Annotated in this window: 15 protein-coding genes; 9 read left to right on the top strand and 6 right to left on the bottom strand. The window is 59.4% G+C overall.

The annotated features are described in order from the left end of the window. Positions 1-283: 283 nt before the first annotated feature. Positions 284-814 carry a DUF1003 domain-containing protein gene (locus ACOYXE_RS00630; protein ID WP_460927327.1) on the top strand — a complete coding sequence of 177 codons (531 nt, stop codon included), beginning with the start codon at positions 284-286 and terminating at the stop codon, positions 812-814. On the opposite strand, the gene ACOYXE_RS00625 is transcribed toward ACOYXE_RS00630, so the two are convergent. Continuing rightward, the gene (locus ACOYXE_RS00625; RefSeq protein ID WP_460927325.1) at positions 815-1756 is read right to left on the bottom strand and encodes a LysR family transcriptional regulator; all 942 of its coding nucleotides are present in this window, start codon (positions 1754-1756) and stop codon (positions 815-817) included. Positions 1757-1771: 15 nt separating this feature from the next. Between ACOYXE_RS00625 and ACOYXE_RS00620 the strand changes: the two genes are divergently transcribed. Both ACOYXE_RS00620 and ACOYXE_RS00615 read left to right on the top strand, forming a co-directional pair. Next, positions 1772-2476, top strand: coding sequence for a CTP synthase C-terminal region-related (seleno)protein (locus ACOYXE_RS00620; protein WP_160059114.1), 705 nt, complete (start codon positions 1772-1774; stop codon positions 2474-2476). Beyond that, positions 2476-2781 (top strand): antibiotic biosynthesis monooxygenase family protein, encoded by a 306-nt coding sequence (locus ACOYXE_RS00615; protein WP_460927323.1) that lies wholly within the window; start codon positions 2476-2478, stop codon positions 2779-2781. Before ACOYXE_RS00620 ends, ACOYXE_RS00615 begins: the two co-directional genes overlap by 1 nt. A 124-nt stretch (positions 2782-2905) precedes the next feature. Here ACOYXE_RS00615 and ACOYXE_RS00610 read toward each other — a convergent pair whose 3' ends face one another. Next, positions 2906-3232 carry a DUF2025 family protein gene (locus ACOYXE_RS00610; RefSeq protein WP_460927321.1) on the bottom strand — a complete coding sequence of 109 codons (327 nt, stop codon included), beginning with the start codon at positions 3230-3232 and terminating at the stop codon, positions 2906-2908. A 221-nt stretch (positions 3233-3453) separates the two neighbouring features. Here ACOYXE_RS00610 and ACOYXE_RS00605 point away from each other — a divergent pair, with 221 nt between their 5' ends. Together ACOYXE_RS00605 and ACOYXE_RS00600 are read left to right on the top strand one after the other, a co-directional pair. After that, positions 3454-4581, top strand: a complete 1128-nt coding sequence (locus ACOYXE_RS00605; protein ID WP_460927319.1) for a glycerophosphodiester phosphodiesterase — start codon at positions 3454-3456, stop codon at positions 4579-4581. 162 nt (positions 4582-4743) lie between these two features. Next, on the top strand, positions 4744-5049 hold the full coding sequence (locus tag ACOYXE_RS00600; RefSeq protein ID WP_007917758.1) for a PepSY domain-containing protein: 306 nt from the start codon (positions 4744-4746) through the stop codon (positions 5047-5049). A gap of 305 nt (positions 5050-5354) precedes the next feature. Here the strand turns inward: ACOYXE_RS00600 and ACOYXE_RS00595 are convergent, their stop codons facing one another. Together ACOYXE_RS00595 and ACOYXE_RS00590 are read right to left on the bottom strand one after the other, a co-directional pair. Next, positions 5355-5801, bottom strand: a complete 447-nt coding sequence (locus tag ACOYXE_RS00595) for a hypothetical protein (protein WP_460927317.1) — start codon at positions 5799-5801, stop codon at positions 5355-5357. Between the two features lie 110 nt (positions 5802-5911). Next, positions 5912-7534 (bottom strand): methyl-accepting chemotaxis protein, encoded by a 1623-nt coding sequence (locus tag ACOYXE_RS00590; protein ID WP_460927315.1) that lies wholly within the window; start codon positions 7532-7534, stop codon positions 5912-5914. A gap of 277 nt (positions 7535-7811) precedes the next feature. Here ACOYXE_RS00590 and ACOYXE_RS00585 point away from each other — a divergent pair, with 277 nt between their 5' ends. Together ACOYXE_RS00585 and ACOYXE_RS00580 are read left to right on the top strand one after the other, a co-directional pair. Continuing rightward, positions 7812-8834 (top strand): transporter, encoded by a 1023-nt coding sequence (locus ACOYXE_RS00585; RefSeq protein WP_102900881.1) that lies wholly within the window; start codon positions 7812-7814, stop codon positions 8832-8834. 150 nt (positions 8835-8984) lie between these two features. Continuing rightward, complete coding sequence (locus ACOYXE_RS00580) at positions 8985-10598, top strand: inorganic phosphate transporter (protein ID WP_077574219.1); 1614 nt, start codon at positions 8985-8987, stop codon at positions 10596-10598. A gap of 124 nt (positions 10599-10722) precedes the next feature. On the opposite strand, the gene ACOYXE_RS00575 is transcribed toward ACOYXE_RS00580, so the two are convergent. Then, on the bottom strand, positions 10723-11619 hold the full coding sequence (locus ACOYXE_RS00575) for a LysR family transcriptional regulator (RefSeq protein WP_273917172.1): 897 nt from the start codon (positions 11617-11619) through the stop codon (positions 10723-10725). A 120-nt stretch (positions 11620-11739) separates the two neighbouring features. On the opposite strand from ACOYXE_RS00575, the gene ACOYXE_RS00570 reads away from it, so the two are divergent. Continuing rightward, positions 11740-12498: an SDR family NAD(P)-dependent oxidoreductase gene (locus ACOYXE_RS00570; RefSeq protein ID WP_405123033.1), complete on the top strand. Its 759-nt coding sequence runs from the start codon at positions 11740-11742 to the stop codon at positions 12496-12498. A gap of 119 nt (positions 12499-12617) precedes the next feature. Here ACOYXE_RS00570 and ACOYXE_RS00565 read toward each other — a convergent pair whose 3' ends face one another. Then, positions 12618-13055: a multidrug/biocide efflux PACE transporter gene (locus ACOYXE_RS00565; RefSeq protein WP_405123032.1), complete on the bottom strand. Its 438-nt coding sequence runs from the start codon at positions 13053-13055 to the stop codon at positions 12618-12620. Positions 13056-13144: 89 nt separating this feature from the next. On the opposite strand from ACOYXE_RS00565, the gene ACOYXE_RS00560 reads away from it, so the two are divergent. After that, positions 13145-13999: a LysR family transcriptional regulator gene (locus ACOYXE_RS00560; RefSeq protein WP_460927312.1), complete on the top strand. Its 855-nt coding sequence runs from the start codon at positions 13145-13147 to the stop codon at positions 13997-13999. The last annotated feature ends 18 nt before the right edge of the window (positions 14000-14017 follow it).

Raw genomic sequence — 14017 nt, 5'->3', positions numbered from 1 at the left:
AGGATTTCCTCCGGGATAAGGTTTGAGCACTTGAAGGGCTCACCCAGAGGCGCAGGCTTGTTCCTATCGTCGGTCTAGCCAGATGCATTCTTTATCGGCGCTTGGGTGAAAGGAGGAGGGGCGAAATCTCCCACGGTCTGTGCTGCGTCAACAGCCAGAATCGAGCCTTGTCCCTCCTCCTCCCTTCAAGTCCTACCATACAAGCGAGCCTGCTCGCGAAAGGGCCATGAGCTGCAATGCAGGACTATAGTGACCTTCAGTCCCAAGCCCTGCCGAGTGCATCATGACCACTGATAAACCCGCCCCCACCACCGCTCCCGTCGATCACCTGCGCTTCCACCGCCCTCACGCCCACCTCAACACCACCTTCGGCAATGACAAGTTCGCCCTGCGCGCCGAGGCGTTTGCGCGGTTCTTCGGCACGCCGATGTTTCTCGGCGCGCAAACCCTGATTGTGCTGTTGTGGGTCTGTCTCAACGCGTTTGGCGTGACCACCTTCGACGTTTACCCGTTCATCCTGTTGAACCTCGCTTTCAGCCTGCAATCGGCTTATGCCGCGCCGCTGATTCTGCTCGCACAAACACGCCAGGCTGCCCGCGACAAGGCGCAGGCCGATGCCGACGCACTACATCGTGAAGACCTGGCACAGGCCAATACCGAGCGTCAGGCGCAAGCGGCGAAGAACACCGCGCAACTGCTTGAACTGCTGGAGCAGAACACCCGCCTGACCGAGATGACCAAAAACCTCACCGAACGCATCGCCAGCCTGACCAGCGAGTTGCACGATCACATGCGCCAGAACCCGCAGCGCTGATCACGGCAACCGCAGCGCCCGCCCCAACTCATCGAACAGCGTCACCACCGAGCGCAAGGCGCGGCAATCCGGGCGAGTCAGCAGCCACAGCGCGGTGTCGTAACCGTGCAGCGGCTCGCTCAACGCCTGCACACCCTCGGTGATCAGAAAGTCCGGTAACGCCGCCACGCCGAGGCCTGCGCGGACCAGCTCTGTGACCGACAACATGCTGTTGCAGCGATACCCCGGGGTCACGCCGGGTAGATGCTGACGACGCCAGGCGATGGTTGGGTGATCGGGTAAAAAGTCATCCGGAGCGATCCACGTCAGCGCTGCCAGATCCGCCGCATCGACATTCTGCAGATAGCGCGCACTGGCGCAGACCCGATAGGAAATCTTCGCCAATTGGCGTCCGACCAAATGCTCGGGCGGTGTGCGCGTGAGACGCAGGGCGATGTCGGCATCGCGGCGGCTGAGGTTGGCGAAATCGTTGGAGGTGCTGAGTTCGATGGTCAGCGCCGGGTAATTGGGCATGAACTGCGCCAGCGCCGGCAGCAGCAAGCTGTGCAACACCGAATCGGTGCAGGTCAGTCGCACCGTGCCGCTGATCACTTCGCCGCCCTGCTCCACGCCGATACGCGCAGCTTCCAGTGCCTGTTCGGCGCGTTCGGCTTGCTCGGCCAGCGTCTGCGCGAGGGTTTTCGGCAGGTAACCGGCGCGGCTTTTTTCGAACAATTGCTGGCCGAGTGCAGCTTCGAGACGGCGCACGGCACGAAACACCGTCGACACGTCGACCTTCAACAACTGCGAAGCGCGGGCCAGAGAGCCGCCACGCACCAAGGCCAGAATCAGGGCCAGATCGGGGTAGTCGAGCTGATAGTGCGTCGCTGCATTAATCACTTGGGTAAACGCCAATATCGAGTGCGTGAACGCCAATCTATAGTGAGTGCAATCAATCAACAAGCGCAGGGAATCCCCATGGAAAACAGCGCCATCCGTATCGCCCTGATTGGCGATTACGACCCGCAGGTCACCGCCCATCAAGCCATTCCCGTCGCCCTCGGGCTGGTCGCCGAACACCTCAACCGCAACGTGCAATTCGAATGGTTGCCCACCGAGCAGATCCACGCCGATACGCCGCTCGAGCGCTTCAACGGTTTCTGGTGCGTACCCGCCAGCCCTTACAAAAGTGAAGCCGGCGCACTTTGGGCGATCCGTTTTGCTCGCGAACAGCAGCGCCCTTTCCTCGGCACCTGCGGCGGTTTTCAGCATGCCGTGCTGGAATTTTCCCGCAACGTGCTGGGCTGGGTCGATGCGGAACACGGTGAAACATCGCCCGACTCTGAACGCGCGGTACTCACACCGTTGACCTGTTCGCTGGTCGAAGCGGTCGACAGTATTCACTTGGTTCCCGGGTCGTTGATCGCCAAGGCGTACGAAACGTCGCAAATTCGTGAGGGCTATCGCTGCCGCTTCGGTGTGAATCCGCTGTTCGAGCGGCAACTGTTGAATGATCGGCTACAAGCGGTCGGTCATGATTCGTCAGGGGATTTACGCGCGATAGAACTCAAGGACCACCGCTTCTTTGTCGCGACGTTGTTTCAACCAGAACGCGCCGCGCTCAAAGGGCAGATGCCGCCGCTGGTGCGCGCGTTTGTTGAAGCTTGTGGGGAGTCACGTTGATGACTTCCTGCTTTGCGGTGATTTTTACCTCGACTCGAACCGAGGGTGACAATGGGTATACCGAGGCGGCTGAGCGCATGGCCGCGTTGGTAAGTGAGCAGCCGGGGTTTCTGGGTGTCGAGTCGGTTCGTGGGGCGGATGGCGTAGGGATTACGGTGTCGTATTGGGAGAGCGAGGCAGCGATTCTGGCGTGGCGGCAGCATCCTGAGCATCGGGTGATTCAAGCGCGTGGGCGCTCGGAATGGTATTCGGCGTTTCATACGCGGGTGTGCCGGGTGGAGCGTGAGTATCGGTTCGGCCAATAAAATAGCGGCGCATTGGCGGCCGCCTTCGCGAGCAGGCTCGCTCCACAGGGGATTTGTGAACACCACGGTTCCCATGTGGGAGCGAGCCTGCTCGCGAAGAGGCCCTCACCCTCACAGCAAAACTTCAGCAGCGCACCAGACTGCGCACCGCCTCAATCTCCGGCACTTCAACCTTGCTCATATAAACGCGCAACGGCTCGGTGATGTTGATCCGCTCATCGATATTCTGATCCAGCAGCAACTGAATCAACTCGCGTTTAAGCGTCATGGTCTGCGCTGTCACCGGCGCCCAGACGAATTCATTCACAGGAATAATGCCGTCATCGGCCACGTCCATACCGAACGAATCTTCGCTGAAGCGCACGATGTATTGACCGGTCTTGCGGTTGAGGTCGACAAAGCCCTTGAGGTCGTCGGCAGCCTGGCAGATGAGTTGGGAGGTGATGCGCATGGTAAACCTCACGAAAGATGATCGATGGTTTACACGCAGGGCAACTGAGCGGCGCGCCCTCTGCCGGGACGTCTGCCGAGAGAAAGCGTACTGCAAACCGCGCCACAAAAGTGCAGGAAAAATCGCTTTTAATACGTTTATGTCGGTCTGGCGATAGCACGCAATCGATTCAGTTGTTAAAAGATACGTCTTTGAAAATGCCCTGCGAAAGGAACTCGAACATGCCCGCCACTTTCACCAAAAGCGCTCTGGTCCTGAGCCTGCTGCTCGGCCTCGGTCAGGCGCACGCCGCCAGCCAGACTGATCCGAAAGCGATCGCTGCCACCAACGGCATCCCGCACCCGGCCGTGATTGCTCACCGTGGCGCGTCTTTCGATGCACCGGAATCCACGGCGGCGTCCTACAAACTGGCTCGCGACCTGGGCGCCGATTACCTGGAAATGGACCTGCAGCGCAGCAAGGACGGCGTGCTGTTCGCCCTGCACGACGACAATCTGCAACGTACTACTGACGTCGCCACCAAGTTCCCGGAGCGCAAGGACGCCTCGGCTACCGCGTTCACCATGGCCGAACTGAAAACCCTCGACGCCGGTAGCTGGTTCAACACCAAGTACCCGGATCGCGCGCGCCCGACTTACGTCGGACTGAAAATTCTGACCCTCGATGAAATCATCGACATCGCCCAGGCTAATCCGCAACACAAGCCGGGCCTGTACATCGAGACCAAAGAGCCGCAACTGTTTCCCGGGATCGAGAAAGACCTGAAAGAGAAACTGCAGGATCGCGGCTGGCTGAGCCCGGCCGGTTCGAAACTGGCTAAAAGTGCATTGGGTGTTGGTCAGGGTAAAGGCAAGGTGATCCTGCAGACGTTCGAGAAGAACAGCCTCGCCCTGCTGGAAAAAGAAATGCCGCAGGTGCCGAAGATCCTCCTGCTGTGGGTTGGCGAAGGCAGCATCGAGCCGAAATCCAAGGTGACGTTTGCCGAATCCGGCGAGAAAGACAAAAACGTTTTCTACGGCAAGCAAGAGCCGAAGTCTGAAGCCGAGTTCAAGCAGTGGGTGGATTACGCCAAGGCCCAAGGTGCCATCGGCACCGGCCCTTCGGCGAAGCTGACCAAGGGCGGCGATCAGAGTTATTCGGATCTGGTGCAACCGTGGATGAATCAGTACACCCACGATCAAGGCCTGCTGGTGCATGTCTATACCGTCGACGAGCCGGTGGACTTCGAGAAAGTCATGGCGGCCGGTGTCGACGGTATCTTCACCAACCGCGCCAGCGAGATGTTGAAGTTCTACAAACGCCCGGCGGCCGGCACCGTTGATCAGGTGTTGAAGAACAACGGTTTCTGATCTGAAATCGAGGCGCCTTCATCGCGGGCAAGCCACGCTCCCACAGGTTCTGTGCAGGTGCATGGCTTGCCCGTTTTGTTTGGGTGCGGGGTTTTAAGGGTGAGTTAAGTTGCGCTGGTTAACCTGAGGCCACTTAAACGAATCACCCCAAGGAACGAACTGATGAAAACTTTGACTGCCCTGTTTACTGCTGCCGCCCTGACTCTTACCGCTGGCCTGGCCCAGGCTGATGTTCGCGTTGACCAGATTCCTGAACTGGTTAAGTCGGGCAAGATCAAGTCGCTGGAGTCGATGAACGCCGAAGCGCTGAAACTGCATCCGGGTGCGACTATTACTGACACGGATCTGGATAACCACTTCAATGGTTATGAGTATGAAGTTGAGCTGAAGACGGCTGATGGTAAAGAGTTTGATGTGGACTTTGATGCGACCACTGGCAAGGTGTTGAGCAACAAGCAAGACACTTGATTGAACGCACTATCAAAAGCCGCACGATTGAGAGATCGTGCGGTTTTTTTTGTGTTCGGCTTTTTTAATTGGTTGTCAGTGAGATTTTCTCCCCCTCACCTGCCCTCTCCCCCAAGGGGGGCGAGGGGGAAAGGGAGCCGATCGGGGGCTATTCAAGACCTGAGTTAGCCTCGAAATCTTGAAGCTGATCAGGAAACACCAAGGACCTGAGTACGACTCGATATTTCAGGTCGGCGTAGCTCAAATAGTCACCACGGTCAGTCCCCTCTACCTCCGGGAAAGGGCTAGGGTGAGGGAAAAGGGCATCACGCCGAGGTGCTGACCAGCGAACCGGAAGTGCTGCTGTCAGAACCCTGCAACGCCTGCAACAGCGAGGCGGTAGCGGTTGACAGGGACGCCGAGGTAGCGGTGATCTGCGCTTGTGCGGCGGCTACTTCGGCGGCTTTGGCATTAGAACTTTCCTGCTTCGCCTGGGCCGCTTGCAACGCCTGCTGTTCTTCCTGCAATTGCTTCTGCAACTCGGCAATCTGCTTGCGCAGTTCTTTCACCGAATCCGATTCTTCGCTGCTGCTGGAGCTGCTCTCACCCGCCGGAGCGGCCCCTCCACCGGCGGCGACTTTACCGGTATCGGCAGTCGCACCCGTGCTGGCGGTTGCTGAGGTAGACGTGTCGTCACCAACGTCACTGATCGACGTTTTGCTGGTCGGTGCGCTGACGGTCTGATTGATAGAAACAGAAGTGATGCTGACCATGGAAAGGCTCCAATGCCGGTTATAGATAACCGGTCATCGACCACGGCCGCCTCAATTTGAGATCGACTGTGTACCGACTCGGTATCCGAATCGGTACACGCTCAATAACCTCAGGCGCTCAGGCGAGCGGTGACTTCATTGAGTTGCCCCGACAGACCATGCAGGTTCTGGCTGGCGCTTTCAGTGCGCTGGACGTTGTCGAGGTTGGTGCTGGCGATCGAGGTGATTTCGGTGAGGTTGCGCGAGATGTCCTCGGCCACCGAGGTCTGCTCTTCGGCAGCAGTAGCGATCTGACGGTTCATGTCGCGGATCGCTTCCACGGCGTGAGTGATGCGCTCCAGCATCGCGCCAGCCTGGGTCACTTGCTCAACGCTTTCATCACTGCGCGTCTGGCCGCTGTCGATGGCTTGCGCCGCATCCACCGCACCGGTCTGCACGCTCTGAATGATCTGGTTGATCTCGATGATCGACTCAGCCGTACGCTGCGCGAGGTTACGCACTTCATCGGCGACCACCGCAAAACCACGCCCGGCCTCGCCGGCCCGCGCTGCTTCGATCGCAGCGTTAAGCGCCAGCAGGTTGGTCTGTTCGGCGATGCCACGAATCACTTCCAGCACTTTGCCAATGCGGCCGCTGTCGGCTTCGAGACGACGAATCACCGTGGCGGTATTGGCGATTTCACCGCGCATCTGCGTGATCGAGTGAATGGTGCTCTGCATGACCTTTTCACCCTGCTGGGCAGACTGGTCGGCATCGTCGGCCGCACGCGCGGCATCGGCGGCGTGACGCGCCACTTCCTGCGCAGTGGCGGACATTTCGTTCATCGCCGTGGCCACCTGATCGGTGCGGTTGAACTGCTCGTTGGTGCCGCCGGCCATGGTCGTGGCGATCGCATTCAACTCACCGCTGGCGCTGTCCAGATCACTGGCGCTGCGCTGCAAACGGGTGAAGGTGTCGGCGAGGAAGTCGCGCAAGGTATTGGCCGCTGCGGCGAGGTTGCCCAGTTCATCCTGACGGTCGCTGACCACACGTTCGGCGAGTTTGCCGCGACTCAACTGAGTGACGTAATCGATGAGTTTGCGAATCGGCTCGACCAGGTTGCGGTTAACCAGCCACAGACTGAGCAGGCCGATCAACAGGCCCGACGCGAGCATCACCAGCAGCCCCAGCCACACGGTGCGATCGGCCTCGGCACTGATCAGCGCCGACTGTGCACTACCCTGCTTGCGCAACTCAGCGACCAGTTCGCTCATCTGATCGCTGGCGGCGCGGTCAACGCCTTTGACCGCCGCGTCACCCGCCGTCGGATCACCACCGGCAGCCACGTAGGCATCGCGTCCCCTCTGATACGCAGAACCGAGCTGACGATGCTCATCGCGCAGGCGCTCGATACGATTTTTCAGGCTTGGCTCCAGGCCTTTCTGCCCGGCCAGTTCACCAAGGATGTTCTGCACATCGCGCTGACGATCTTCGAACTGGCTCCAGTACTTGGCCAGATCCGCCGGTTGCTTGCCGCGCAGCAGGACGTTCTTCCACTCCTGCACCTGCACCTTGAATTGCAGGTTGGCTTCGTCAATCAGTTGCGAGGTGTGCAAGGGACCGGCGATCAACTGGCTGTAGCTTTGCACGCCGTTGGAAAGGAAATGAAAACACGCCAGCGCAATCAACAGCACCGCCAGCAGGCTGCCGCTCAGCAGGGCGAGAATTTGCGCTCTCAGGGATTTTTGCAGCATCGAAAGATACTCAGGACAAGGATGAGGTACGCCCGGTAAGGCGTGAAATTGTGCCGGACATCCATGTCGGCGAGCCTTGGTTCATGGCCAATGGCGCGCAACCTAACGCACCTGTGATCGGCGCGCCAGAGCGCTTCTTGAAGAAAACCAGACCACCGGTAAGTCGCTGATTTGACGTCACTTTGCTGTCATCTAAATGTCATGTGACATTGCGATGATGCGGCTCAGTGAACCTGCCATTTGCGCGACCGACGCACCCTCCTCGCAGCGAGCCCTCATGAACCACAGCCTCGACATCAGTCATCGCGATCCTGATCTGTTTGGCCTGCTCTACGGCTTTCGTTTCCTGCCCGGCGAACGGGGCCGCGAAGTCGATTCGGCGACGGCACTGCGCTGCTTGCAGGACGATAGCGACAGTGGCGAATTCCTTTGGCTGCACCTCAATCTGGCGCATGCGGCGTGCGAACGCTGGATGAAAAGTCATCTGCAATTGCCTGAAGAGTTTTTCGAGGCGCTGCACGAAGGTTCGCGCTCGACGCGTATCGAGCATGTCGACTCGGCGTTGCTGGCAGTGGTCAACGATGTGGTGTTCAACCTCAGCAGCATGGTCTCCTCGGACGTGTCGACGCTGTGGGTCTGTGTGCGCAGCAAACTGATCGTCAGCGCGCGTCTGCAACCGCTGCACTCGGTGGACAAATTGCGCTCGTCGGTGAAGGCCGGCGAACGCTTTCGTTCGCCCTCGGAACTGCTCGTGCATCTGCTGCGCGATCAGGGCGAAGTGCTCACGCAGATCGTGCGCAAGACCAGCATGAGCGTCGATCAGGTCGAAGACGAATTGCTCTCCTCGCGGCTGTCGACCAACCGCGCCGAACTCGGTGCCAATCGTCGGGTGCTGGTGCGTCTGCAACGATTGTTGGCACTGGAGCCGGGGTCGTTGCTGCGTCTGCTCAACCGGCCGCCGCCGTGGTTGCAGAAGGAGGACGTCAAGGAACTGCGCAAATCCACCGAGGAGTTTGCGCTGATCATCAACGACCTCACCGCCCTCGGTGAGCGGATCAAATTGCTCCAGGAAGAGATCGCCGCCAACCTCAACGAACAGAGCAACCGTACGCTGTTTACTCTGACCGTGGTGACGGTGCTGGCGCTGCCGATCAACATCATTGCCGGTTTTTTCGGGATGAATGTGGGTGGCGTGCCGTTGTCGCAGGATCCGGAGGGGTTCTGGATATTGGTTGCGCTGGTGGCGACGTTTACCGTGATTGCCGGGCGATGGGCATTTCGCAAGCGCGGGGATTATTGACCACGGAATGCACCGCTCCCACAGGGGACCTCAACGGCTTAAGACCGACGGTTGGATTAATCAGCCAAACACTGACATGGCGCAGTCTCTCTGTAACATTCTGCAACGATCATGGGCGACATTCCTTTCCTCGCTCAGGATTGTCCGCTCATGGCTACTCCCTCCCTGACCGCCAGCCCCGCGTCCGCCGCCAGCGGCAGGCCTGCCCTCGACAAGAAAACCGGCCCATTCACCTATGTGATCTTTTTCGCCGTGCTGGCGATGGGAATGCTCTTCACCGCCTACAGCCTGATGCACGACATGCACGAACTCGGCACGGTGGTGACCACCTGGACGCCGTTTCTGCTGCTCGGCGTCGCGCTGCTGATTGCACTGGGCTTCGAGTTCGTCAACGGTTTCCACGACACCGCCAACGCCGTGGCGACGGTGATCTACACCCATTCGCTGCCACCCAATGTCGCCGTGGTCTGGTCGGGGTTCTTCAACTTTCTCGGCGTGCTGCTTTCGAGTGGCGCGGTGGCGTTCGGCATCATCGCGTTGCTGCCGGTGGAGTTGATTCTGCAGGTCGGTTCGTCCGCTGGCTTCTCGATGATTTTCGCCCTGCTGATCGCGGCGATCCTGTGGAACCTCGGCACCTGGTGGCTGGGTTTGCCAGCCTCGTCGTCGCACACCTTGATCGGTTCGATCATCGGCGTCGGTGTGGCCAATGCCCTGATGCACGGCCGTGACGGCACCAGCGGTGTCGATTGGGCGCAGGCGACCAAGATCGGTTACGCACTGCTGCTGTCGCCACTGGTGGGTTTCGGCTGTGCGGCGCTGTTGCTGCTGGCGCTGCGTGCGTTCGTGAAGAATCGCTCGCTGTACAAGGCGCCGGAAGGCAACACGCCGCCGCCATGGTGGATTCGCGGTTTGCTGATTCTGACCTGCACCGGTGTGTCCTTCGCCCACGGCTCCAACGACGGGCAGAAAGGCATGGGCCTGATCATGTTGATTCTGGTCGGCACACTGCCAATGGCCTATGCCTTGAACCGCACGATGCCGGAAGAACAATCGCTGCAGTTTGCCGCTGTGGCGCAAGTCACTCAGCAAGCGCTGGTGAAAAGCGCACCGCTGCCGACGCCCGCCGATCCGCGTGCGGTGCTCTCCGATTACGTGCGCAGCAAGGACGCCACGCCGCAACTGATCCCCGCCCTCGCCGCCCTCACCGGGCACATTGGCGAAGAAGTCAAAGGCTACGGTTCGCTGGCGAAAGTCCCGGCCGAAGCCATGGGTAACGTGCGCAATGACATGTACCTAGCCAGCGAGAGCATTCGCCTGATGGACAAGAACAAGGTCGGCAATTTCGACGCCGACACCAGCGGCAAACTGCAGTTGTTCAAACAGCAGATCGACAACGCCACGCGGTTTATTCCGCTGTGGGTGAAGATCGCCGTGGCCATCGCGCTGGGACTGGGCACCATGGTTGGCTGGAAGAGGATTGTGGTGACGGTCGGCGAGAAGATCGGCAAGACCCATCTGACCTATGCGCAAGGTGCCTCGGCGGAAACCGTGGCCATGCTCACCATCGGTGCGGCGGACATGTTTGGTTTGCCGGTGTCGACGACGCACGTGTTGTCCTCGGGCGTGGCCGGGACCATGGTTGCCAACGGTGGCGGATTGCAGATGAAGACCATCCGCAATCTGTTGATGGCGTGGGTGCTGACCCTGCCGGCTGCGATTCTGCTGTCGGGCAGCCTGTACTGGCTGTTCACCCAGATCTTCTGACGGACGAAGATCCCCTGTAGGAGTGAGCCTGCTCGCGATAGCGGTGTATCAGTCAACATTGATTCAACTGACACACCGCTATCGCGAGCAGGCTCACTCCTACAGTTTTGACCGGTGTTCAGGGTTAGAGCGCAGAGCGAATCAGATCGCCCAGCCAATCCATAAACACCCGCACCCGCAACGGCAAATGCCGCTGTCGCGCATACAGCAATGAAATCCCCATCGCCGGCGCGGTGAATTGCGGCAACACGGTGACCAATTCGCCGTTTTCCAGATGCGGCTGCATGCCGGTTCGCGGTACCTGCGTCAGACCGAAACCGCCGAGGCACGCCGACTCGTAAGCGTCAGTGCTGTTGACCGTAATGCTGCCAGCCATCGGCAGGCGTTTAACCTGACCGCCCTCCTCGTACACAAAACCTTCCGAACGCGAACCGAGCACGCCAACGTAATGCACCAGCCGATGCTGCGCCAGGTCTTCCAGCGTTTGCGGCACGCCGTAGCGCTCGAGGTACGCAGGGCTGGCGCAGTTGACCATGGGAAAGTCACCGAGGTGTCGCGCGACCACCGATTGATCCGGCTGCGCGCCGATGCGCACCACGCAATCGAAGCCCTCGCTGAGCAGATCGACGCGGCGATCGGTGCTGCTGATTTCCAGCTCAAGATTCGGGTGACGATCCATGAACTGCGGCAAGCGCGGCATGATCAGGCGCCGCGCGAGAATGTTCGGCAGGTCGACACGAATGCGCCCGGTCAGCGAGGCCTCGTCCTGGCGGAACAAGCCTTCGATCTCGTCCATGTGCGAGAGCAGATCCTTGCTGCGTTCGTACAGCACCAGTCCGTCCTGCGTCGCCTGCACCTTGCGTGTGGTGCGTTGCAGCAAGCGAGTGCCGAGTAACGCTTCCAGCGCCTGCACATGTTCCGACACGGTTGATCGCGGCAGTCCGAGACTTTCCCCGGCGAGGGTAAAACTCGACAGTTCGCTGACTCGGACGAAGGTGCGCAGCAGTTCCAGTTTGTTCATTAGGCACCTATCGATTGTTCGACTGAGCCGATCAGTGATTCCGGTTTCACTCTGTTTATCACCTCACGGCGGATAAATAAACTGAGCCCATCACCACTCACCGCAATCGAGGAAGCCTCCATGAATCGTAAAATCGCATTGATCACCGGCGCCAGCCGTGGCCTGGGCAAAAACGCAGCTCTGCACCTCGCCGCTCAGGGCATCGACATCATCGGCACTTACCACAGCCGTGCTGATGAAGCTCAGGCGCTGGTGAGCGAAGTGCAAGCACTCGGCGGCAAAGCCGTGATGCTGCAACTCGATGTTGGCCGCAGCGAAACCTTTGCCGATTTCGGTACACGTGTTGTGCAGGCGTTGCAGCAGACTTTCGACCGTCAGCGTTTTGATTTCCTGATCAACAATGCCGGGGTCGGCCTGCATGTCAGCTTCGCCGAGACCAGCGTTGAGCAATTCGACATGTTGGTGAACGTGCATTTCAAAGGGCCGTTCTTTCTGACTCAGCAACTGCTGCCGTTGATTAACGACGGCGGTCGGATCATCAACATCTCCAGCGGCCTCGCGCGTTTCACCCTCCCCGGCGCCAGTGCTTATGCGGCGATGAAAGGCGCGATTGAAGTACTGACCCGCTATCAGGCGAAAGAGTTGGGCGCGCGGCAGATTGCCGTGAACACCTTGGCGCCTGGCGCCATTGAAACCGACTTTGGTGGCGGTACCGTGCGCGACAATGCCGCGGTGAACGCGATGGTCGCCGACAACACCGCACTGGGTCGCGCCGGGCAGCCGGATGACATTGGCGGGGCATTGGCATTGTTGCTGTCACCGGGGGCGCAGTGGATCAATGGCCAACGGGTCGAGGCTTCCGGCGGCATGTTTCTCTAACTAACGCTGAGACACCTTCACATGTAGGAGCTGCCGAAGGCTGCGATCTTTTGATCTTGATTTTTAAGGGCAAGATCAAAAGATCGCAGCCTTCGGCAGCTCCTACACGGGGAACGAGGTTAGTTCTGACAGGCGTTGCGGGTCATAAAGCGCTCGCGCAACACGTCATAGCCCCAGTGATACACATAGGTGTACGGCAGGAAAAACAGCAGCACGCCGACGTCGAGCAAAAACGCCTGCCACAGGCTGACCGACAGCCACCAGGCAATCAACGGCACGCCCATCACGATCAAGCCCCCTTCGAACAGCAGCGCATGCACCACCCGCACCCAGGCGCTGTGCGCAACATTCATGCGTTCCAGCAGACGGTCGAAGAAACGGTTGAACACCACGTTCCAACCCAGCGCCAACAGGGCGATCAACACCGTCACGGCGCCCATTTCAAGCATCGGCTTTTTCATGATCCACGCCAGCAACGGGGTGCAGATCAGGATGGCCAACAGCTCAAAACCAACCGCCTGGTAAATACGTTCTGTGATGGATTTGTGGGCAGTCATGGCCTGACTCCTTGAGTGAAGATGGTTGCCATGATCCATCCCTAAACCGATACTTCATAATCAATAACCATCGATCAAGGCGATAGTTGATGATCTCGCAGGAAGTGCTGCTGGCATTTGTCCAGGCTGCAACCCAAGGTTCGTTTTCCGCAGCGGCGCGCAAGCTGGGGCGGAGTCAGTCGACCGTCAGCGCGGCGGTGGCCAGCCTTGAGATTGATCTGGACCTGGTGCTGTTTGATCGCAGCAGCCGCAAACCGACCCTGACCCCGGCCGGGCATGTGCTGCTGCAACGTGCTGAGGCAATTCTGGCGGCCAGCAGTCGCCTGGAAATGACCGCACGGCAGTTGTCCCAGGGCGTCGAAGCGAAGCTTACGGTGGCGATTTCCGATACCTATCAGTCGGACCGTTTTGAAGCGGCGTTGGTGGGGTTTGAGCAGCGTTATCCGGATCTGGAGCTGGAATGTTTGATCGCTGAGTGCGATGACCTGATCGAGCTGGTACAGCGCGGTCGCGCGCATCTGGCGTTCGCGGAAATGCAAGAGAGCTATCCGCCGGATCTGGTCACCTCGACCGTGGCCGAGCGCACGGAAATCGCCTTGTTCGTCAATCGCGACCATGCGCTGGCCAAGCTTGACCACATTGATCAGCAGATCCTCGAGCAGCATCGCGAATTGCGTCTGGCGACCATCGTCAATCCGTATGACAGTCGTGGCAAAGGTCGCGTGTGGTCGGCGCCGAGTTATCTGATGTTGCTGGAGATGGCCGAGAAAGGTTTTGGCTGGGCGCCGCTACCGCGCTGGCTGGCGCAGCGCTTTGGCAATGATTTGCTGGTGGAGTTGAAGGTGCGCGGCTGGCCGAAACCGGTGTTTGTCGATGCGTTGTGGTCGCGGCTGTATCCGCCGGGGCCGGCGGGGAGCTGGTTGTTGAGCAAGATGCTGGAATAGCGGCGCTGCTGATCGCTG

The sequence above is a fragment of the Pseudomonas sp. MC6 genome, from assembly GCF_054790575.1.
The sequence above is the reverse complement of the archived record's forward strand: the minus strand, read 5'-3'. Positions and strand labels throughout refer to the sequence as shown.